This window comes from Streptomyces sp. NPDC032472 (assembly GCF_040636955.1).
Lineage (GTDB): Bacteria > Actinomycetota > Actinomycetes > Streptomycetales > Streptomycetaceae > Streptomyces.
Window position 1 is genome coordinate 17358 of the sequence record NZ_JBEZVK010000027.1, and the last position, 20707, is coordinate 38064.

13 protein-coding genes, 2 tRNA genes and 1 pseudogene are annotated in these 20707 nt (G+C 75.0%); 9 read left to right on the forward strand and 7 right to left on the reverse strand.

The window, feature by feature from the left end; translation table 11 throughout:
- Positions 1 to 35 precede the first annotated feature (35 nt).
- From AB0F11_RS19830 to AB0F11_RS19860, 7 genes and pseudogenes are all read left to right on the forward strand, one after another.
- Positions 36 to 938 carry a phosphatase PAP2 family protein gene (locus AB0F11_RS19830; RefSeq protein ID WP_362175163.1) on the forward strand — a complete coding sequence of 301 codons (903 nt, stop codon included), beginning with the start codon at positions 36 to 38 and terminating at the stop codon, positions 936 to 938.
- Positions 877 to 2010: a hypothetical protein gene (locus AB0F11_RS19835; protein ID WP_362175166.1), complete on the forward strand. Its 1134-nt coding sequence runs from the start codon at positions 877 to 879 to the stop codon at positions 2008 to 2010. The genes AB0F11_RS19830 and AB0F11_RS19835 overlap by 62 nt, the downstream gene beginning before the upstream one ends.
- Positions 1998 to 3566, forward strand: a complete 1569-nt coding sequence (locus AB0F11_RS19840; RefSeq protein WP_362175169.1) for a hypothetical protein — start codon at positions 1998 to 2000, stop codon at positions 3564 to 3566. Before AB0F11_RS19835 ends, AB0F11_RS19840 begins: the two co-directional genes overlap by 13 nt.
- A 44-nt stretch (positions 3567 to 3610) precedes the next feature.
- A complete protein-coding gene (locus AB0F11_RS19845; RefSeq protein ID WP_362175376.1) occupies positions 3611 to 4957 on the forward strand; it encodes an AAA domain-containing protein in 1347 nt (448 codons plus the stop codon).
- Positions 4958 to 5113: 156 nt separating this feature from the next.
- Positions 5114 to 5461 carry a hypothetical protein gene (locus AB0F11_RS19850; protein ID WP_362175172.1) on the forward strand — a complete coding sequence of 116 codons (348 nt, stop codon included), beginning with the start codon at positions 5114 to 5116 and terminating at the stop codon, positions 5459 to 5461.
- Between the two features lie 213 nt (positions 5462 to 5674).
- Positions 5675 to 6263 (forward strand): annotated as a pseudogene (locus AB0F11_RS19855) (bifunctional DNA primase/polymerase).
- Positions 6254 to 6327: transfer RNA gene (locus AB0F11_RS19860), tRNA-Lys, on the forward strand. The pseudogene AB0F11_RS19855 and the gene AB0F11_RS19860 overlap by 10 nt, the downstream one beginning before the upstream one ends.
- A gap of 85 nt (positions 6328 to 6412) precedes the next feature.
- On the opposite strand, the gene AB0F11_RS19865 is transcribed toward AB0F11_RS19860, so the two are convergent.
- A complete protein-coding gene (locus AB0F11_RS19865) occupies positions 6413 to 7648 on the reverse strand; it encodes a M6 family metalloprotease domain-containing protein (RefSeq protein ID WP_362175175.1) in 1236 nt (411 codons plus the stop codon).
- A 422-nt stretch (positions 7649 to 8070) separates the two neighbouring features.
- Here AB0F11_RS19865 and AB0F11_RS19870 point away from each other — a divergent pair, with 422 nt between their 5' ends.
- On the forward strand, positions 8071 to 9837 hold the full coding sequence (locus AB0F11_RS19870; RefSeq protein WP_362175178.1) for an EAL domain-containing protein: 1767 nt from the start codon (positions 8071 to 8073) through the stop codon (positions 9835 to 9837).
- Positions 9838 to 9926: 89 nt separating this feature from the next.
- Here AB0F11_RS19870 and AB0F11_RS19875 read toward each other — a convergent pair whose 3' ends face one another.
- Complete coding sequence (locus AB0F11_RS19875; protein WP_362175181.1) at positions 9927 to 11630, reverse strand: glycosyl hydrolase family 18 protein; 1704 nt, start codon at positions 11628 to 11630, stop codon at positions 9927 to 9929.
- 253 nt (positions 11631 to 11883) lie between these two features.
- Positions 11884 to 13029: an LLM class flavin-dependent oxidoreductase gene (locus AB0F11_RS19880; protein WP_362175184.1), complete on the reverse strand. Its 1146-nt coding sequence runs from the start codon at positions 13027 to 13029 to the stop codon at positions 11884 to 11886.
- A gap of 229 nt (positions 13030 to 13258) precedes the next feature.
- Here AB0F11_RS19880 and AB0F11_RS19885 point away from each other — a divergent pair, with 229 nt between their 5' ends.
- Positions 13259 to 14017 (forward strand): IclR family transcriptional regulator C-terminal domain-containing protein, encoded by a 759-nt coding sequence (locus AB0F11_RS19885; RefSeq protein WP_362175187.1) that lies wholly within the window; start codon positions 13259 to 13261, stop codon positions 14015 to 14017.
- A gap of 177 nt (positions 14018 to 14194) precedes the next feature.
- Here the strand turns inward: AB0F11_RS19885 and AB0F11_RS19890 are convergent.
- The 4 genes from AB0F11_RS19890 to AB0F11_RS19905 all read right to left on the reverse strand — a co-directional run bounded on the left by AB0F11_RS19890 (position 14195) and on the right by AB0F11_RS19905 (position 20703).
- A tRNA-Lys gene (locus AB0F11_RS19890) sits at positions 14195 to 14268 on the reverse strand.
- A 58-nt stretch (positions 14269 to 14326) separates the two neighbouring features.
- Positions 14327 to 16153 carry an AMP-binding protein gene (locus tag AB0F11_RS19895; RefSeq protein WP_362175190.1) on the reverse strand — a complete coding sequence of 609 codons (1827 nt, stop codon included), beginning with the start codon at positions 16151 to 16153 and terminating at the stop codon, positions 14327 to 14329.
- A 58-nt stretch (positions 16154 to 16211) separates the two neighbouring features.
- Positions 16212 to 16805 carry a lytic polysaccharide monooxygenase gene (locus tag AB0F11_RS19900; RefSeq protein ID WP_362175193.1) on the reverse strand — a complete coding sequence of 198 codons (594 nt, stop codon included), beginning with the start codon at positions 16803 to 16805 and terminating at the stop codon, positions 16212 to 16214.
- Between the two features lie 379 nt (positions 16806 to 17184).
- Positions 17185 to 20703, reverse strand: coding sequence for an SPFH domain-containing protein (locus tag AB0F11_RS19905; protein WP_362175196.1), 3519 nt, complete (start codon positions 20701 to 20703; stop codon positions 17185 to 17187).
- Positions 20704 to 20707 lie beyond the last annotated feature (4 nt).

Genomic DNA, 20707 nt, shown 5'->3' on the forward strand with positions numbered 1-20707 from the left:
GCAACCCAGGAGTCCGAACACACGTCTTAGCCCGTATGACTGATCGGCAGAAGCCCACCCGCTGGTGGGCCGAACTGCTGCTCCTGGGGCTCCTCTACGGCGCGTACACCGGCGGCAGACTCCTCGCCCGGGGCGACGTGCACCTCGCCGTCGACCACGGGCTCGCCATCCTGAGGGCGGAGGAGCTCCTCGGGATCGACTTCGAGCGGCCCCTGAACCGGCTCTTCACCCGGCACGGGCCGCTCGGCGTACCCGCCGACTTCGTCTACGCCTCCCTGCACTACCTCGTCACCCCGGCCGTACTGGTCTGGCTGTACCTGCGCCGCCCGGCCCACTACCGCGCGGCCCGCAGCTGGCTGATCGCCTCCACCCTCCTCGGGCTCGCCGGCTTCTCCCTGATGCCCACCTGCCCGCCGCGGCTCCTCGACGCCGCGTACGGGTTCACCGACACGATGGCCCAGTACAGCGCGTACGGCTGGTGGGGCGCCGAGGCCAGCGCCCCGCGCGGGATGGGCGGCCTGACCAACCAGTACGCGGCCATGCCGAGCCTGCACGTCGGCTGGGCCCTGTGGTGCGGGATCCTGCTGTGGCGGCACGGCCGCCGGCCGCTGGTCAGGGCCCTCGGCATCGCCTACCCGGCCCTCACCGCCCTCGTGGTCATGGGCACCGCCAACCACTACTTCCTCGACGCGGCCGCCGGCGCCGCCGTGATGGGCGCCGGGTACCTCATCGCCGGCGCCCTCTCGCGCCGCACGGCGCACCGGCTGCCGCGACCGGGCCGCAGCCGGAGCCCGCACCCGGGCCCGAGGCCCTCCCCGACAGCCGGTTTCGGCAGTACGACCCCGATTGTCAGTGGCGGATGGGACACTTCCGCCCGTGAGCTCCTACCCTCCCAGCGGCCCGCCCCGGACGACGACACTGCGGCAGCGGCTCGCTGACCTGCGCGGCCCCGCCGTGCCGCCCCGTCCGCTCGACGCCCGCGCGCTGGCGGCGCTCGCCGCCAACCCCGGCTGCGGCAGACGGGCACTCCTCGACGGCGCCGGGGTGGACAAGACCGCCCTCGCCGCGGCCCTCGGCTCACCGGCCCCCTTCGGCCAGTCGCAGTTCGCGATCGTCCGCGGCAACTCCTTCGAGGCCAAGGTCAAGGGCGACGGCGGGGCGGCCCTGCTGCAGCTGGTCCACCGGCACCTCGGCGGCCCCGCCGAGCCGCCCGGCCCCGGCGCCCGCGTCCCCGACCTCACCGCCGCCGGGCCCGAGGGCCGGGCCGCCCGCACCGCACTCGCCCTGCGCGAGGCCACCGCCGCCGGCGCCTGGACCCTGCTGGACCACCCCATGCTGGCCCTGGAGGTCGCCGGCACCCCCGCCTACCTGGAGCCGGACGCCGTCGTGGTGCATCCCGACGGCCGCTGGACCGTGGTGGAGATCAAGTCGTTCCCGCTGATCGACGGGGCCGCCGACCCGGCCAAGGTCGGCGCCGCCGCCCGGCAGGCCGCCGTCTACGTCCTGGCCCTGGAGAAGACCGCCGAGAAGCTGCCCGCCGCCACCGTCGGGCACACCGCACTGCTCGTCTGCCCGAAGGACTTCTCCAACCTGCCCGCCGCCGCCCCCGTCGACCTGCGCCGCGAGCGCTCGGTGACCCTGCGCCAGCTGGACCGGCTCACCCGCGTCGAGGAGCTGGCCGCCGCCCTGCCCGAGGGGCTCAGCTTCGACCCGGAGCGGCCCGCCGAGGAGCTGACCGAGGCGGTCGCCGCCGTCTCCGCCGCCTACGCCCCCGAATGCCTGTCCGCCTGCGAGCTGGCCTTCCACTGCCGCGAGCGGGCCCGCGCCGCCGACGAGGCCGCCGCCCTGGGCCGCTCCATACGGGGCGAGCTCGGCGCGTTCACCACCGTCGGCGAGGCCCTCGCGGCCGCCGCGGGCCACGGGTCCCCCGACGATCCGGCCGCGGCCGCGCTGCACCGGGCGGCCCGGCTGCGCGCCGAGGCCCTTCAGGAGGCCGCATGCCGCTGCTGAACACCCTCGCCCGGCTGGAGGCCGTCCGCACCGGCCGGGCCCAGGCACTGGCGACCGTACGCCACCGGCACCTGTCCGACCGCCCGCTGGTCCTCGTCCCGCTGACCACCGCGGGCGAGGCGGGCGCCCCGCTCGGCGCGCTGGTCGGCACCGACCCCGACGAGCCGCGGCTGCTGGTCGTGCCGCAGCCGCGCGACCGGGACCTGCGCTGGGCGTTCCTCGCCGAGCTCGCCGACGTGGTGCTGCCGTACGTGGAGGCGTACGCGGACGAGGTCGAGCAGGTGGAGCGCACCGAGACCGACCCGGAGACGGGCGCCCGGAGCAAGGTCGCCGCCGAGCTGTGCCTGGACGCGCCGCAGCTCGTCGTGCCCAGCCGGGCCGGCATCGAGTACGTACGGCTGCTGGGCCGGTCGATGCGGTTCCGCCGCACGGCCGAGGAGGACCCCGACAACCCCTACCCGGCGCCCGCACGGGTGCCGCTGCTGGGCCGCTGGCTCACGCACCTCGGCGAGCGCGCCCGCGTCCCGGGCTCCTCGATGCTGCTCGCGGCGAGCGAGCTGCTGGCCCGGCACTGGGCGACCGGCCAGAGCAACCTGGAGGACCAGCACCTGGGCGCCCTGCTGGCCTGGCTGGCCCCACCCGAGGGCGTGACGGGCGCCGAGGCCGCCCTGCGGGCCGAGCTGGGCCGCGACGGCGCCGGGCAGCTGCTGGTCCCGCCCGCGGGCCCCGCCACCGACCCGGCCTTCGACAACAAGCTGCTCGCCCCCGCAATGGCCCGCTACGACGCGGCGCGCACCGCCGGCCGCCCCGGCGAGCGGGAGCGCGCCGAGGAGGCCGTACGGGAGCTGGTCGCGCAGCAGATGCGTCCGACCTGGCGGGCGGTGTGGCAGTCGCTGGAGCTCCTGCGCGCCCTGCCGGCCGGCGAGCGGGCCGAGGAGCGCTGGACCCGCGACCGCTGGTCCTACACCGGCCACCGCGACCGGGTCCGGGCCGGCGAGCCGCCGCAGCCGCGCCGCGACGACGCGGTGACCGCGGCCCAGAAGCTGGCGACGCGGGAGACCGAGCAGGTCCGCCTCGACGCCCAGGAGGCCCTGGACGACCCGCTGGTGATGGCGGGCCGGCGGCTCGCGGGCGAGGCCTTCGCGGGCGAGGTCACCGCGGTGGTGATGGAGTGGACGGAGTCCAAGCGGCCCAGCCCGCGGCCGCTGGTGACCGTGGCCACCGAGGACCGGCCGCAGCTCGCCGAGGGCGGCGGCGGCAAGGTGTACCGCTCCCTGGAGGGGCGCCCGCAGAGCGCGCAGTTCGTGCGGTACGAGCCGGACGGGCAGATCGTGCTGCGGCTGCTGGACAAGATGGGCCGCGGCCGGGACCCGGAGCCGGGCTCGGTGCCGGAGAAGGGCGAGCGGGTGTGCTGGACGCTGTTCGAGCACGACGCCCGCGGCGGCCCGAAGCTGCCCGACCCGGAGCGGACGCCCTGGACGCACGGCGGCCCGCCCGGATCCACGACCGCCGCCGCCTGGCTCCCCGACGCCGTGACCGACGAGGACATCCTTTGAACCGGAGCGCCCCCGACGCCCCCCACTCCCCCGACTCGATCTCGATCCGCCCGGCCTCCGGCGAGCCCTTCGACGCGGGGGCGGCCGCAGCGGAGGCGACCGCCGCCATCCTGCGCGACACGCTGCACGGGCCCGAGCGGGGCGTGGTCGTCGACTCCCCGCCCGGAGCCGGCAAGTCCACGCTCGTGGTGCGCGCCGCCCGGGAGCTGGCCGCGGCCGGGCGCCGGCTGATGGTGGTGGCGCAGACGAACGCGCAGGTCGACGACCTGGTGCTGCGGCTCGCCGACAAGGACCCGGAGCTGAGGGTCGGCCGGCTGCACAGCAGCGACGCCGACGCGTACGACCCGGCGCTGCGCGAGCTGCCCTCGGTGACCCTCTCGGCCAAGCCGAAGGACCTGGCCGAGCTGCCGATCACCATCTCGACCGCGGCGAAGTGGGCGTACGTGAAGGACGCCGAGCCGTGGGAGCACGCCATCGTCGACGAGGCGTACCAGATGCGCTCGGACGCGCTGCTGGCCGTGGCCGGGCTGTTCGAGCGGGCCCTGTTCGTCGGCGACCCCGGGCAGCTGGACCCGTTCAGCGTGGTCGGCGCCGAGCAGTGGGCGGGGTTGTCGTACGACCCGTCGGCCTCGGCGGTCTCCACGCTGCTGGCGCACAACCCGCAGCTGCCGCAGCACCGGCTGCCGGTGTCGTGGCGGCTCCCGGCGACGGCGGCGCCGCTGGTCTCCCGCGCCTTCTACCCGTACAGCCAGTTCCGCAGCGGGACCGGCCCCGGCGAGCGCCGGCTCGCGTACGGGGTCCCCTCGGACGGGTCGGGCCCGGACCGGGTGCTGGACGAGGCCGCCGAGGCCGGCTGGGGCCTGCTGGAGCTGCCCGCCCGGCACACCCCGCGAACCGACCCGGAGGCGGTGCGAGCGGTGGCCCTGGTGGTCCGCCGGGCCCTGGACCGCGGGGCGGTGACCTCCGACGAGCAGGCGGCGGGGCCGGTGCCGCTGACGGCGGAGCGGATCGCGGTCGGCACCGCCCACCGCGACCAGGCGGCGGCGGTGCGCGCGGCGCTGGCCGAGCTCGGGGTCACGGGTGTGACGGTGGACACGGCGAACCGGCTCCAGGGCCGGGAGTACGACCTGACGGTGGTGCTGCACCCGCTGTCGGGCCGGCCGGACGCGACGGCCTTCCACCTGGAGACGGGCCGGCTGTGCGTGCTGGCCTCCCGGCACCGGCACGCCTGCGTGGTCGTGGCCCGGGCGGGGATCGCGGAGCTGCTGGACGACCACCCGTCCACGGAGCCGGTCCAGTTGGGGGTGACGGTGAAGTTCCCCGACGGGTGGGAGGCCAACCACTCCGTCCTGGCCCATCTCGCGGAGCACCGGGTCCCCTGGCGGCCCTGAGCCTTCGGGCGGGCCGACGGACAGGGCCTTCGGGCGGGCCGGCGGGCCCTCTTGCGCCCCGTTGGACAATGGAGGGTGGCCCGGTTGGCCGGGGAAGACCGGTACGCGCGCCGGGCGTCCGTACGCGCGGCAGGAGCAGCAGAGGAGAGGACACGCATGGCAGAGCCCGAGCGGACCGAGCGGAAGCTGCGGCCGGCGCCGCTGCTCTTCGAGCCGTCGGAGGCCGTCGCGGACCCGGAGCACTTCTTCGACCTGGAGTCGATGGAGGATCCGCGCGAGCTGCTGGCCCGCGCCACCGAGCTGACGCTCGCCTTCCGGGCGGCCGCTGAGCGGGCCATGGAGTTCCAGGCGGTGGCGGCCGCGCAGCTGGCCGATCCGCGCCGGTTCGACCGCTTGGACCCGGCGGTGATCGCCGCCGAGGCGGAGTGGACCGAGGACTACGCCCTCAAGATGATCGAGTTCGGGGAGACCCTCCAGCGGGCCGGGGGCCCGGGGTCGGCATAGCCCCAACCAGCGCAGCGCCAGCGCCCGTGCCCCGGCGCACGCCGGGGCGCACATCCACCCGCCGGCGCCTACGCACGGCGCACACCTGGCGCACTGGCCGAACCATCGGGCCGGTGGCATATGCGGGCGCAACATACCGCACCGGCCGTCGCCACGTCCGAGTTTTCCGTAACTCCTGGAAACCGGACCACTACGCGGGGTAGACCGTTCCGCATGACGACGCTGACGGCTTCCCCCTACCCCGCCCCCGCCCCGGCCGCCGCCCGCACGGCCGCCGCCCATGTCACCGCACAGGGCGCCGCCTGGCTCGCCTCCGCGTCCGCACAGCCGCAGCACACCCTGGAGGCCTGGGAGGCCCGCCCCGACGCCCCGGCGGTGCTGCCGTGCGGGACCGCCTTCGACGTCGTCAACGTCCCCGCCGTCCTCGGCCGCCGGATGCTGGACCTGCTCTGGGCGGAGGGGCCCGGCTGCGGGCCCGTCGCCGTGCACCGGGGCCGGATGCTGCTGTTCGCCGCCACCGGCACCGCACACCGGCTGCCCGCGCTGCTGGCCTGGGAGGAGTGGGGCGGCCCGGTGCCCGCGCCGATCTGCCACGGCCGCGGCGACGCCGTCACCGTGCCGCCGCTGGACGCGGTGCCCGGCCCGGCGCGCTGGCTGGTGGCGCCCGACACCCGCTCCCCGTGGCTGCCCGGACCCGAGGCGCTGCTGTGGGCGTACGTCCGCGCCGCCCGAGCTGCGGATATCGATTTTTCCTTCCGGGCCACCTCCTGCTAATGTCTTCCTCGTCAGCAAGCGCCGCTAGCTCAGTTGGTTAGAGCAGCTGACTCTTAATCAGCGGGTCCGGGGTTCGAGTCCCTGGCGGCGCACCGACGGAGGAAGGCCTCCCACGCGAGTGGGAGGCCTTCTTCGTTTCCCGGAGCCGGCCCGCTTCGCTTCCCGGAGCCGGCCCGCTCAGGTCGTGATCTTGACCGTGTACTCGCCCGACGGGGTCCGGTCCGCCACCTCGATCCTGATCCGCTCACCCGGCACCGTGAACGACTCACCCACCTCCAGCGGCGCGTCCGCCAGCGGCGGGTACACCGACCGGTCCCAGCAGGCCTCGGAGTCCGGGTGCCCGTCGAGCACCTCGATCGGCCCGCCGCCCGACGCCGGCTCGTTGCGCACCCGGTAGACCAGGACGCCCTCGGTGCAGGTGTCCCCGTCGTTGCCGGCGGAGCCGCGCGCCTCGACGGCGATGGCGCTGCCGGGCCCCGTACGGATCACCGCGAGCCGGGTCCCGCCCGTTGCGCCCGGCTCCGGGGAGCGGCCGAGCGGCTGGAGGGTGTGGAGGGAGGAGCCGGACTGGACGCAGTCCACCTGGCCCGCGTCCAGCCAGCCCAGCTTCCACTTGTTCCAGCCGAACAGGTCCGGGGCCATCCCGAACTGGCTGCCCATGACGTCCCAGTCGCCCACGTACGTGTCCCAGTCACCCTTGCCGTCCGTCGGCCGGTGGTAGAGGTCGGGCAGGTCGAAGACGTGCCCGGTCTCGTGCGCCAGGACGTTGCGGTCCGGCGGGTGGCGCTCGAAGACGGTGACGATCCGCCGCAGCTCCGCCCCGTCGGCCTGGATCGGCCGGTCGAAGTTGACGACCTTGGTGGCGTCCGAGTCCACCCCGGGCGCGTCGGGGTCGGCGACGAAGTACACGACGTCGTACTGCGCGAAGTCCACCTCCCGGTCGGCGGCGGTGACCGCGTCGCGCAGGTACGCGGCCCGGTCCCCGGCGGGCCAGTCCCGCTGTATCCCGTACGCGGTGGACGGCTTCGGCATCGTGATCCAGTGCGGCTGCGGGTGCGGGACCAGGTGGAACCTGCCGTACGAGGCCCGCTCGAAGAAGTCGCTGGTGGCGGGGAAGTAGTCGCCGGCCAGCTTTCCGGTCGCCAGGCCCGGGCGGTGGTCGGGGAAGGAGAGGAAGACCATGACCGCGTTCAGGGTCCGGCGGGGTCTGGGGTAGGCGCGGTTCCAGGTGTCCAGGCCCAGGGAGTGGTGCGCCGAGGTGCGGCTCAGGGCGCAGGGCCCGGCCCCCGTGTCGGCGGACGCGGGTCCCGCGACGAGCGACGTGGCGGCGAGCGCCATCAGGGAGGTGAGCGCGGCCGCCGTGCTGCGCAGGTGGAAGCGGTCCACTCCCCCGGGTGTCTGCTGTCGCGGCACATCGACCTCCGGTGGTGGGTTAGTACCATCTCGTCCCACCCTGACCGGATTGTCGTACTGACGCCCTGTTCCGGTGCCCCACCCGAGTGAGGGGTACGGCAAGCCGGTGACCCCGGCGGTTCACCCTCTTGCCTACGGAACGTCACGACCGATCACGGGAGATCAGCAGCCGTGCACAGACGCTCACAGCCGTGCGGAATCGGTCGCCCGACCGGCCGCCGAGCGGCCGTCAGCACACCGAAGTGCCGCCCCCCACACGGCGACGCCGCTGGATAGGGCCGTCCGGCTCCCTCTATGATCGGCACACTTTCCTGCACGGACACACACGAGCACTGCGGGAGCCAACGGTGAGCGGAACCTCTGACGAAACCGGTTCGGCGGCCGACAGCATCCGATCGGCCATTACGGAGCGTCACCAAGCAGTGCCTGTCATCCCGCCCTCACCCGCCCGCACCGAGTCCGAACTGCGCGACTACCGGGCCGCCTTCAACGCCGCCCACCTCGCCATGGCCGTCGTCGACCGCGGCGGCTACGTCGTCGCCGCCAACGCCGCCCTCGCCACCCTCCTCGGCACCGAGCCGCACACCCTCGTCGAGCAGTGCGCCGCCGACCTCGTCGACCTCGGCGCGGAGGCCCGTACCTGGCAGGCCTACCAGGAGGTGCTGCGCGGCCGGCAGGCCCGGCTGCGCTGCACCCGCCGTCTCAAGCACCCCGACGGGCACTCGCTGTGGACCGAGGTCACCCTCGGGCCGGTGCCCGGGACCCGGGACGTGCTGCTGTCCGTCGCCGACATCAGCGACCGCCGCGACCTCCAGGCCCGGCTGCGGCACCTGCAGATGCACGACCCGGTCACCCGGCTGCCCAACCGCGCCCTGTTCTTCGAACGGCTCTCGGCCGCCCTGGAGGCCTCCTCGTACGAGCACGGCGGCACCGGGCGGATCGGCCTGTGCTACCTGGACCTGGACGGCTTCAAGGCCGTCAACGACACCCTCGGCCACCGCGTCGGCGACCGGCTGCTGACCGCGGTCGCGGCCCGGCTGACGCAGTGCGCCGACCAGTCCGGGTACGGGCGCACCGGCGGCCACCTGGTGGCGCGGCTCGGCGGCGACGAGTTCGCCCTGCTCGTGGAGGACTCCACCGGCACCGAGCAGCTCGCGGACCTCGCCCGCAGCGTCCTGGCCGCCGTACAGGAGCCGTTCGACCTGGCCGGGCAGCGGCTGTCGGTTTCCGCGTCGATCGGCGTGGTGGAGCGGGCCACGGACGGCACGTCGGCGACCGGGCTGATGCAGGCCGCCGACACGACGCTGTACTGGGCGAAGGCCGACGGGAAGGCCCGCTGGACCCTGTTCGACCCGGAGCGCAACGCCCACCGGATGACCCGGCAGGCCCTCAGTTCCACGCTCCGCCCGGCCGTGGAGCGCGGGGAGTTCGAGCTGGAGTACCAGCCTCTGGTGGATCTGGAGAGCGGGGCGGTGCGCGGGGTGGAGGCGCTGGTGCGCTGGAGCCACCCCCAGTTCGGCAGTCTGACGCCGAATCGGTTCATCGGGATCGCCGAAGAGGACGGCTCCATCGTCCAGTTGGGCCGCTGGGTGCTGCGGACCGCCTGCCGGCAGGCCCGGCGCTGGCAGATCGAACACCCCAGCGACTCGCCCGTCTTCGTGTCGGTGAACGTCGCGGTCCGGCAGGTGTGGGACTCGGACCTGGTCGGCGACGTCGCGGAGATCCTCGCCGAGACCGGGCTGGCGCCGCAGCTGCTGCAACTGGAGCTCACCGAGTCCGCGGTGATGGGCTCCGCGGGGCGGCCGCTGCAGGCCCTGCAGGCCCTCAGCGACATGGGCGTGCGCATCGCCATCGACGACTTCGGCACCGGCTACTCGAACCTGGCCTATCTGAGCCGGCTCCCGGTGAGCGTGCTGAAGCTGGACGGCTCCTTCGTCCGGGGCTTCCGCTACGACGAGGGCAGCCACCCGAACCCGGCTGACGAGACCATCGTCGAGGCCCTCGTCCAGCTCGCGCACCGGCTGGGGCTGACGGTCACCGCGGAGTGCGTGGAGACGGCCGGGCAGGCGGCCCGGCTGCGGCGCGTCGGCTGCGACACCGGGCAGGGCTGGCTGTACTCCCGGGCCGTCGCCCCGGACCGGATCGCCGAGATGATCGGCACCCGCCCCGGCGCCCGCGACTCCGGCTGACCCTCGCGCCCGTCCCGCGGCGCACCGCCGCCCCGCACCCGGGATGCGGGGGTGCGGGGCGGGGTGCCGCTCGGCGCGGGGTGGGGGGATCAGCAGGCGCCGAGGTCCTTCCAGACGCCCCATTCGCCCGTGGTGCCCGGCTCCTCGTTCTGCGTCCACCACTGGGCCTTCCACGTACGGCCCTTGTGGGAGACCTCGCTGCCGCCGGTGTAGACGGTTCCCGCGACGTAGGCCGGGGCCGTGCAGCCCGAGGGGGGCGGCGTGGTCGGCGGGGTCGTGGGCGGAGTGGTCGGCGGGGTCGTGGGCGGAGTGGTCGGCGGGGTGGTCGGGGGCTGCGTGGAGCCGCCGAGGGCGTCCGAGATCTGGTTCAGCAGGGTGGTGTTGTCGTCCAGGCCGAGCAGGGAGTACATCATCGCCCCCGCCAGGCCGCGGCTCTTGCCGTAGTCGACGCGGGCCTGGACGGACTTCTGGTTCAGGCCGGTGAAGAACTCGCCGTCCTTGTAGAAGTACGAGGCCTTGGCCTGGTCGTCCCAGAAGGTCGTCGCCGGGTTGTCGACGATCCCGCCGAGCTCCTTGTAGTTGGCGATGCCGGCCTGCTGGGAGGTGGGGCGGGCGCCGGAGGGGCCGGTCGCGCTCTGCGCGAGGCCGTGGGTCGTCCCGGCGGGGACGCCCTTCCAGCCGCGGTAGTAGAACTCGTAGCCCAGGGTCAGCTTGGCCGCCGGGAAGCCGCCGGCGATGCCGTAGGCCGGGTTGCCGTCGAGCCAGGAGTCGATGGCGTTCTTGATGCCGTACTTCTGGGTGCCCGGAGCGATCGGGTCCGTCGGGTCGGCCGGCGAGTCCAGCAGCGGCGACTGGTGGTAGGTCGGCCCGTCGCCGTCCCAGGCGCCGTGCATGTCGTACGTCATGATGTTCGCGTAGTCGAGGTACGCGCCGATCTTGTCCGTCTCGATGTACTTGATCTTGTCCTGGCCGGCCGGGAGGGCCGCGGTCAGCAGGTACTTCCTGCCGCCGTTGGCAGCGCCGTACGCGTCGAGTTGCTTGCGGAACTCGGCCAGCAGCAGGGTGAAGTTCTGCTTGTCCTCGGGGGCGTGGTGGTTGCCGAGGTGGCCGCCGGGCGAACCCGGGTACTCCCAGTCGATGTCGATGCCGTCGAAGACGCCGGCCGCGCTGCCGGGGCCGCCGAAGCCGTCGGCCTTGGGCAGGTTGCCCTTGATGTACTGGTCGATGCAGGAGGCGACCAGCTTCTTGCGGCTCGCGTCGGTCTTGGCCGCGTCGCTGAAGTACTTGGAGTACGTCCACCCGCCGATCGAGATATTGATCTTCAGGTGGGGGTACTTGGCCTTGAGCTGCTTGAACTGGTTGAAGACGCCGACGATCGGCTGGTCCCACTTGTCGGCGGCGCCGCTGACGCTGTCCGCGGCGCCGAAGGACTTCTGGTAGTCGGCGTAGGAGTCGCCCGCGCCGTCACCGGCGTTGGGGTTGTTGTCGTCGCCCGCCGCCTTGTTCGCCTCGAAACAGGTCAGATCGGTGGGGTGGATGTTGCCGAACGAGTAGTTGATGACGTCGAGCTTGCCCGCTATGCCGCGGGTGTCGAGGTGCTTGGGGTAGAAGGCGTTCCCGTACACGCTCCACTGGTCGTAGTACGCGATGCGGACGTTGCCGCTGCCGCCGGCCGCGGCACCGGCGGCGGCGCCGGCGGCCTGGGCGGTGCCGAGACCCGCGAAGCCGGCCAGCGCTCCGGCTGCCAGCGCGGCCGTGGCGGCGGCCGCGATGAGGGGGTTGCGGATGTGCATGAACTGCCTCCGGGAAGTGGGAGGGGAAGGCAAGAGGTTCGGGTGGGAGAAGTGAAGCGATCACCGGCGGACCCCGTCAATGGTTTGGACCAAAGAAGGACTAGACCACTTGACGCACAAATGCCCTCGTCAGAGGCGTGCGAGGGCATGAAAAACCGCCCGCCACCCCGGGTGACGAGCGGTTTAAGGGTGCCTTAGGACACACTGCCGCAAGGTTTCGGCAACGAACCAGCCGAACCCCGTTCGTGCGGGGTCAGTCAGCTCGCGTCCCTTCGGCCACCATCCCGTACGCATCTGCGACGAGCTCGTACGAACGCAGCCGGGCCGCGCCGCTGTGCGCGCTGGAGGTCAGCATCAGCTCGTCGGCCCCCGTGCGCTTCGCGAGGGCGTCGAGCCCGGCGGCGACCTCGTCGGGCGTGCCGTGCACGACGTTGGCGAGCCAGCTGTCGACGAACTCCCGTTCCAGCGGGGTGTAGTCGTACGCGGCGGCCTCCTCGGGGCTCGGGATCAGCCCGGGCCGCCCGCTGCGCAGCCGCAGCATCGACAGCGCCCCCGTCAGCACCTGGGCGCGGGCGTCCCCGTCGGTGTCGGCGGCCAGCGTCGAGACCCCGATCAGGGCGTACGGGGCGTCCAGCACGGCCGAGGGGCGGAAGCTCTGGCGGTAGAGGTCGAGCGCGGGCAGGGTGCCGGCCGCCGAGAAGTGGTGGGCGTACGCGAACGGCAGGCCGAGTTCGCCGGCGAGGCGGGCGCTGAACCCGGAGGAGCCGAGCAGCCACAGCGGCGGGCGCCCCGTCGGCCCCTGCACCGGGCCGGGCACGGCGTGCACGCGGGCGTAGGGGTGGGCGTCGGGGAAGTCGTCGTCGAGGAAGCGGACCAGCTCCGCGAGGCGGCGGGGGAACTCGTCGGCCGCCTCGTCGAGCCGGCCCGGCCCGCGCAGCGCGGCGGCGGCGCGGCCGTCGGTGCCCGGGGCGCGGCCGAGGCCGAGGTCGATGCGGCCCGGGGCGAGCGCCTCGAGGGTGCCGAACTGCTCGGCCACGGCGAGCGGCGCGTGGTTGGGCAGCATGACCCCGCCCGAGCCGAGCCGGATGCGGGAGGTGTGGGCGGCGAGGTGGGCCAGGATCACGGCCGGGGAGGAGCTGGCCACACCGGGCATGGAGTGGTGCTCGGCGACCCAGTGGCGGTGGTAGCCGCGGGCCTCGGCGAGCTGCGAGATCGCCACGGAGGTGCGCAGGGCCTCGGTCGCGGTGCTGCCGGCGCCGACCGTGACGAGGTCCAGCACCGAGAGCGGCACCGGCGCCCGGCCGCGGGCGGCGCCCCGGATCGTTCCGGTTCCGGTTCCGGCTGCGCCTCCGGCGCCGGCTCCGGCTCCGGCTCCGCCGACTGCTCCGGTGTCACTCATCGTCGCTCCCGTCTCGCATCCACATCCGTACGAAGAACTCGAACCATGGGCTTCCGGCGGGCATTCCCGCCGATTCGGGAGCGCGCTCATGACATTGGCATATGCCAATGGATTAGGCCCTGGCAGGGGGACATGATTGAGCCATCAATCTCATCAACAGGCGCTCCACGTGGGCCTCTTGATGGCTATCGTGGTAGGGCAAGCGGTAACAACCTGCTAGGGGGAAACCGTGGCGCTGAAGCCCGAGCCGACCGCGCCGTTCCACTCGGTGCAGTACGCCCTGCGCGTACTCGAAACGGTCGCCCGCCACACCGGCGGCGTGACCGACGTACAGATCGCGCGTGAGACCGGCCTGCCCGCGGTCCATCTCGCCCCCATGCTCCTCATGCTGCGGCGCGAGGGGTACGTGCTCCAGGTCTCCGACGGCGCCTACGCCATAGGGGACTCACTCGTCCTGCTCGGCTCGGGCATAGACAAACAGCAGGCCCTGCAGCACAAGCTCCAGGACACCCTGGACCGGCTGCGGGACTCGGTGGGCGCGGCGGTCTACATCAGCCGGTACGTGGACGGCGAGGTGAAGATCACGCAGTTCGCGGACAGCCCGCGCACCCCAAAGGTGCACGAGTGGGTCGACTTCCGCTCCGCCGCGCACGCCAGCGCCGTCGGCAAGTGCCTGCTCACCCAGCTCGACCAGAACGGGCGCCGCGACCACCTGTCCCGGCACAAGATCGCCCGGCTGACGTCGAAGACGATCGTGAACGAGCGGATCCTGTTCTCCAAGCTCGACAGCCAGCCGGCCACCGTCCCGGTGCTGGACCTCCAGGAGTACGCGGTCGGCACGGTCTGCGCCGCGGTGCCGATCACCGCCGGGGCCTCGGTGGGCTGCCTCGCGCTGTCGATGCCCGTCGAGCACGCGCACCGGCTGCGGGCCGCCGCGGACACCCTGAACCGGAAGGCGGCGCCGCTGCTGCTCTCCCTCGCTCTGTGACGCGGCTCACGGGGGAAGCCGCGCCCCGGCGGACCCGGGCCGGAAGGCGTGGGCTCCGGCACCGCAGACACTGCCCGGAGTCGGGCGGGAGGAAACGCCCGGCAGAAAACGAAAAAAAGCGCGGGAGAAAACACTTCGGGCGGTTTCCGGTGAACCGGAAACCGCCCGAAGGACAGGTGCGCCGCCAGGGACTCGAACCCCGGACCCGCTGATTAAGAGTCAGCTGCTCTAACCAACTGAGCTAGCGGCGCCTGCTGACAGAGAAAATACTACCTGGTCCCGAGGGGTGCTCCAAACCAGATCCCCGGCTCAGCCCTCCAGCAGCTCCGCGCGCCCGTGCGCGGCGTACGCGGCGAGCAGCGCGGCCAGGGAATCCGGGTCCAGCGGGCGGTAGCCGCCGGCGGTCGGCGCGTCCGCGGCGCCGGCCGCCGTGCCCGGCCGGCCCGGGGCGCCCGCCGCGCCCGGTGCGCCTGGTGCGCCTGGTGCGCCCGGGGGCCGCCACCAGACGGGGTCCGGGCCGGGGGCGCCCTCCGACGGGGGCTGGGGCAGGAAGGCCGCGCGGCGCAGGGCCACACGGTGGATCTTGTTCGTCGCGGTGGTCGGCATGGCCCGGACGATCCGGACGTAGCGGGGGGCCATCTTCGTGCCCAGGTCCGGCTGGGCGGCCAGGAACGCGGCGAACGCCTCCGGGCGGAACTCCTCCCCCTCGCGCAGGGCGATCGCCGCCATGACCTGGTCGCCGGCGGCCTCGTCCGGCACTGCGTACACGGCGACCGCAGCCGCCGGGTCCCATCGGGCCAGAATGTTCTCGATCACCGCCGCGGCCAGGTTCTCGCTGTCGACCCGCAGCCGGTCGTCCGTACGGCCCGCGAAGTACAAGAACCCCTCTGCGTCGCGGTAGAAGAGGTCGCCGGTCCAGTACCAGCCGCCCCGGGTGCGGGCCGCCTCGGCGCCGGGGTTGCGCCAGTAGCCCTCGAAGAGGCTGCGGCCGCGGTTGACGAGCTCGCCGATCGCGGCGGAGCCGTTGCACAGACGCCCGCGGTCGTCGAACGCGGCGGGCGGGCATTCGGCGCCGGTCTCCGGGTCGACCACGGCCAGGTCGTCGCCGGGAGCCGCCCGGCCGAGGGCGCCGGGCGGGGTGTCCGGGCTCCGCTGCACGGAGGCGCCGCCCTCGGTGGCCCCGTACCCCTCCACCAGCCGGACCCCGAAGCGCTCGGCGAAGCGCGCCGCGTCCACCGCCCCGGCCTCGGTGCCGAAGCCGAGGCGCAGGGTGTGCTCGCGGTCGTCGGGACGGGGGCCGGTGGCCAGCAGGTACTGCACGGCCCGGCCGACGTACGTGAAGTAGGTCGCCCCGTAGGCGCGGACGTCGTCCAGGAAGGCGGAGGCGGAGAACCGGCGGCGCAGGGCCACCGGGGCGTCGCCGACGAGGGCGGGCAGCCAGTCGGCGATCACGGCGTTGCCGTGGAAGAGCGGCATGCAGACGTAGTGGACGTCGTCCGGGGTTACGCCGAAGCCGCGGGCCAACGAGGCGCCCGCGGCGGCCAGCCGCCCCTGGGTGCAGACGGCGGCCTTGGGGGCGCCGGTGGAGCCGGAGGTGAAGTAGAGGAGGAAGCGGGAGCCGGGGCCGGGACCCGGGCGCGCGGCCACGGCCTCCCCGGGCTCGGCGGCTGCGTACGGGGCGAGGAGGTCGGCGTACGCGTCGGTGCCGGTCACCAGGATCCGGACGCCGGGCAGGTCGAGGCCGCGCAGGAGCGGCAGGTGGGCCGGCTCCGTGACCAGGATCCGGCAGTCGGTGTGCAGGATGTCCCGGGCCAGCTCGGGGCCGCGCCGAGTGGGGTTGATCCCGGCGACGGCGGCCCCGGCGAGGGCCGCCGCGCCGAGCCAGAACGGGAACTCCGGGGTGTTGTCGAGCAGCACCCCGATGTGCGGTTCGGCCCCCGGCGGCAGGAGGTCCACGAGCAGCGCGGCGCGCGCGGCGCTCTCCTGGGCGGTGCGGTGACGGCTCAGGACGACGGGGGCGGTGGCCGCGCCGGCGGCGATGCCGGCGCCGTGCTTCAGGCCGGGCCGGTGGTCGCCCCACTGGCGGGCGATGAGCTCCGCCACGGTTCCGGGTACGGGTGTCGTCGTCGTCCGCATGCCGCCGGAGGGTAACTGACGTACCGTCAGAACTGAATGGGCCGGACCGTCAGGGCAGTCAGAACTCCACGTCGGAGCAGGCGTAGAAGGCGTTCTGGGTGTCGTTGATCGTCCAAACGGCCAGGATCACGTGCCGGCCGGTCTTGCCGCTCGGCATGGCGCCCTGGTGGACGGTGGTCATGGCCGGCCGGGCGCCGTTGTAGGCGACCGTCAAGAAGGGCTGCGATTCGAGGGCGGCGCGGGTGAGGGGCTTGGTGGGATCCCAGCCGTTCTTGGTGACGTAGTACTTGAAGTCGGTGGTGGAGTGGTTGGCGGTGAACTGCCAGCGGAAGCCGTAGCCCTGTCCGCTGCTCACCTTGGTCGTGGGCCAGGCCCCGCCGCGCGGGTCGTCGAGCTGGGCGAACTCGCTGTGGCCGCCGGAGCATATCCGGCCGTCGGCCGGGCCGGCGGCCGGGAAGCCCTTGAGGCCCTCGACGCTCTGCGGTTCCCACTGGATCGGGCCGCAGTCGGCGACCGTCCTGTTGGCGCAGAGCTTCTGGCGGCTGACGGGGGTGTCGGTGTAGCCGTGGCTGCTGGCGGTGGGGGCGGCGGCGAACGCCAGTCCGGCGAGACAGCCGAGCCCGACCAGGGCGGCACCGGCTCGTCTGGGCATGCGGATGGGCATGCGGAAAGGCATGCGGAAGGGACGCATGATGCTGATGCTCCTTGTGCGTGGGGGGAGTACGGCGAGAGCGTGCGCACGCGTGGGGATGACTGCGGGCGGTGGGTGCGCCCTGCAGCCGTATCGAGGCGACTTTCAGGTCTAGACCAAGTCCCAGATTATTGACCGGAGTTGGCCATGTCCAGACCAATGCGGGGAGATGGGTCCGGTCCACGTCGGCATGCGTGCCCGCGGCCGCGTACGTGTCCACACCCGGCATGCAGGGGCCCCGCCGCCGGGACCGCGGGGACGCGGTCGCCGGTGCGGCGGGGCCTGAGGCCGGCTGCTGCTCTCTGCGCTCTGCGCTCGGCTCTCCCTCTCGTCCGGGGCCCTACTCCGGGCGGCCGGTGTAGAAGGCGACCGTGAGGTCCTTGACCAGCGCCTTGCGCTCGTAGTCGTCGAGCTCGACCAGGCCGCGCGAGGTCAGGCGGTGGACGGTGTCGTCGACGGCGTCCACGACCGAAGTCAGCACCGTGTCGCGGTGCTTGGCGTCGATCGCCGCGACGCGCCGGCGCCGCATGGCCTCGGCGACCTCGGGTGCGTACTCGATGCGGGTCGGCTGGGCGGAGTACACCTCGATGCCCACCGCCTCGGTCTCCCAGGCCAGCATCCGGGTCAGCGCGTCGCCGACCGCCTCGGCGTCGCGCAGCGTCGGGGCGTCCTCGTGGAAGGCGTCGGCAGGCAGCTGCGACAGCACCCGGGCCATCGCCGACTCGACCTGCTCGGCGAGGTACTCGGTGTGGTCCGCCACGGCCAGCGTGGCCCGGGCGGTGTCCTTGACCTGCCAGACGACCTGGACGACGACCTGGAGGGCGAGGCCGCCGGCGTCCACGGCGGGCATGGGGTCGCTGCGCCAGTGCCGCAGGCGTACGTCGACACGGCGGCGCAGGAGGAGGGGGCTGACCCAGGTGAGGCCGGTACGGCGGACCGTGCCGCGGTAGCGGCCGAACAGGGTGAGCACCCAGGCGTGGCCGGCCTTGCCGCGGCCCAGGCCGCCGAGGGCGAGGAGCGCCACGATGCCGAGGAAGGCGAGCGGGGGCCAGTGGGTGGCGCGCAGCCCGTGGTAGGCGCGGGGCGTCGCGCCGAACGCGGCCACGACCGCGGCGGGGACGACCCCGGCCCGCCACAGTACGGCCAGGCAGCCGGCCAGGGCGAGCGCGCCGACTCCGACGCCGACCCAGCCGGGCAGGACCGGGCCGTGGTGCTCGTGCAGCCGGTCGTCCCCGCGCGGGACCCTGCGGCCGGGGGCGGGGCGCAGCGTCGGGCGGGCGGCGGGGGCCGGGGCCGTACGCTTCGGGCCCGCGTCCGCCGGCTTGGGGGTGTCCGGGGCGGGGCGGGGCTCGCCGAGGAACGGCAGGTGCACCGGGACCTCGGTGACCGAGACACCGCGGGCGGGTCCGGTGCGCGGCGGGTCCGGCGTGTCGTCCGCGGGGTCCTGGGGCATGCCGCGGGTCACGGCCTCGGCGACGATGCCGCGGCGGCGCGCCGCCTCGTCGTCCGCGGGGTGCGGGATGTCCAGGCCCGGGGACGCCGGGTCGGGATCCTGACCGGCCGCGCCGCGGAGCCGGGCCGGGGACAGGGGGGCGGCCTCCCCGGCGGGGCGCCCGGGCGGCAGGGCAATCTCGCCCGCCACCACGGCCACCCGCACGGGAACCCCGACCACCCAACCGCGCGCCCCTCGCGAAGCCGAGCCGGGGGCGGCGGTCTCGCCCGCCGACCCCTCGGCGGGGTCAGGGGTGTCCTGCGCCGACCCCGCGGCCGGGTCAAGGGTGTCCTCGGCCGACGCGTCGTCGGCGCCGGAGCCCGGGCAGGCAACGTCGCCCGCGGCACCCGGCCCGGCCGCGGCCGGACCAACGCCCCCGCGCACCGGGGCAGGAGCGGTGCCCGCCCCCTGCGGCGCAGCAGCCGCCCCGGCCGGGAGGTCGACGACCGACGCCGTCCCGGGCTCCGCCGCGGCTACCGGGACGACCCGAGCCGGAGCCGGAGCCGGTGCCACGGAACCGGAGGCCGGGGCACAAGTACCGGCCGACGCAGCCCCCGAAGCCACGGCGGAACCTGCCGCCGCAGCGGACGCCGGGCCGGGCTCGTCCGCGGTGACCGCGGGGCCCGGGTCGGCGGTCGGGCTCACGGCCTCCGAATGCCCCGGGTCGGCAGAGCCCGAGGACGGCGGCTCCGCAACCGGCACCTGACCGGCATCCCGACGGCCTCCGGCCGCGATGCGCTCGGCCGCGTCGGCCGCCGAAGCGAACACCGGGCCGTGGCGCTGCGGCCGGACCGGGTCGGCAACCGGCTCGGCCGCCCGCGGGGCCGGTGCGGCACGTCCGCCCGGATCCGCCACCCGCACCGGAGAGGGCTCCGCCTGCGCAGCGCCCGTTCCGGCGGAGCCGCACGCCGGGGCCGCGGCCTGCGGCCGGACCGGACCTGCCGACGCGGCAGGGCACACCGTGTCCCGGGTGGGACCCGGCTCCGCCACCGCGCCGACGGCGTCCCGCCCGGCCGAGGTCATCTGCCCGGCCTCGTGGACCGCGGCGTGCTGGGTGACGGGCTCTGCCGGCCGTACCGCCGCCGAAGCGGTTGCCTCCCGGCCGAGCGGGCTCGCAGGCGCAGCACCCGCTCCGGCGGAGCCGCAGGCCGGGGCCGCGGCCTGCGGCCGGACCGGCTCGGCCCACGCGGCAGGCCGCGCCGCGTCCCGTACGAGCCCGGGTTCCGCCACCGGCGCCACCGGGGCGAGCCCCTGGCGCTCAACAGTTCCCGCGCCCTCCACCGTGGCGACGGCGTCCCGCTGGGCCGAGGCCGTCTGCCCGGCCTCGTCGACAGCGGCGTGTCGGGCGACGGGCTCTGCCGTGCGTGCCGCCGCCGCACCGTTGGCGTCCCGGCCGGCCGGCGCCGCAGGCGCGGCACCCGTTCCGGCGGAGCCGTACGCCGGGGCCGCGGCCTGCGGCCGGACCGACTCGGCGGGAGCAGCCGCGGTGTCCCGGACGACACGCAGCTGCGGCACCTCTGCCGCTCGGGCGGCGACATGCCGCTCATCGGCGCGGGGCGCGAGCCCGGCGGCATCCGCTGCTGTCGGCGGCGGGGTGCCGGCCTCCCGATCGGCCGGGGGTAGCGCCGTTCCGGCGGAGCCGAGGGCCGGGGCCACCGTTGTGCCGGCGGTCTGTGCCGTGCCCTGTCCGGCCGGCCATGCCCTCGGGGCGGCCACCGGGTTCGGGACCTCGCGCGCAGCCGGGGCGGTGTGGCCGTCCCTGCCGCCCCCGTCGACCAGGGCGGCCACCGGGGCCGCCGAAGGCGCCGCTCCTTCCGACGCCTTCGGCGTGACCCCGTACGCCGAGGCCGCGGCCTGGGAGCCGACCGGCTCGGCCGTCGGCCGGAGCGGGGCAGTCTGCCCGGCCCGTTCCGCCGGCTGCACCGGTGGCGGGCCCGTCGGCGCGGCAGCCGCTGCGGGGGAGCCGCAGGCCGGGGGCGCCGCCGCACGCCCGGCCTGCGGCCGACTCTGGGTGGCACCCGGCGCGGCCGTCCCGGCCGTCGGGGCCACCACGCTGGGTGCGGCGGCGGAAGCCGAAGCCGCCGCAGGATTCTCCGTCCGGGGCCCGGGCGGGGTCGGTGCCGGCGGCTGCGACAGGGCCGGCCGACCGGCTGCGGCCACGGCGGGACGGGCCGCGGCCGGGTCCGCCGGCGTCGCGACGGGGGCGGAGGACGGGCAGGGCGCCGCGGACTCGGGGCTGCACACGGCCGGGGCGGTGCGCTGAGGAGCCGGGTGCAGATGGCCCGTGGTGCGGGCCGTCGGAGGGGCCGGCGGCGTCGGCGGGAAGTGCAGGGTGCCCGTCGTCGAGGTGGTGTGCGTGGGGTACATCGTT

Bases quoted from the DNA above. Each gene is read 5' to 3' on its own strand.
- AB0F11_RS19830 (WP_362175163.1), top strand. From the start codon at position 36: ATGACTGATCGGCAGAAGCCCACCCGCTGGTGGGCCGAACTGCTGCTC.
- AB0F11_RS19840 (WP_362175169.1), top strand. From the start codon at position 1,998: ATGCCGCTGCTGAACACCCTCGCCCGGCTGGAGGCCGTCCGCACCGGC.
- AB0F11_RS19850 (WP_362175172.1), top strand. From the start codon at position 5,114: ATGGCAGAGCCCGAGCGGACCGAGCGGAAGCTGCGGCCGGCGCCGCTG.
- AB0F11_RS19875 (WP_362175181.1), bottom strand. From the start codon at position 11,630: ATGCACATCCGCAACCCCCTCATCGCGGCCGCCGCCACGGCCGCGCTG.
- AB0F11_RS19880 (WP_362175184.1), bottom strand. From the start codon at position 13,029: ATGAGTGACACCGGAGCAGTCGGCGGAGCCGGAGCCGGAGCCGGCGCC.
- AB0F11_RS19895 (WP_362175190.1), bottom strand. From the start codon at position 16,153: ATGCGGACGACGACGACACCCGTACCCGGAACCGTGGCGGAGCTCATC.
- AB0F11_RS19900 (WP_362175193.1), bottom strand. From the start codon at position 16,805: ATGCCCAGACGAGCCGGTGCCGCCCTGGTCGGGCTCGGCTGTCTCGCC.
- AB0F11_RS19905 (WP_362175196.1), bottom strand. From the start codon at position 20,703: ATGTACCCCACGCACACCACCTCGACGACGGGCACCCTGCACTTCCCG.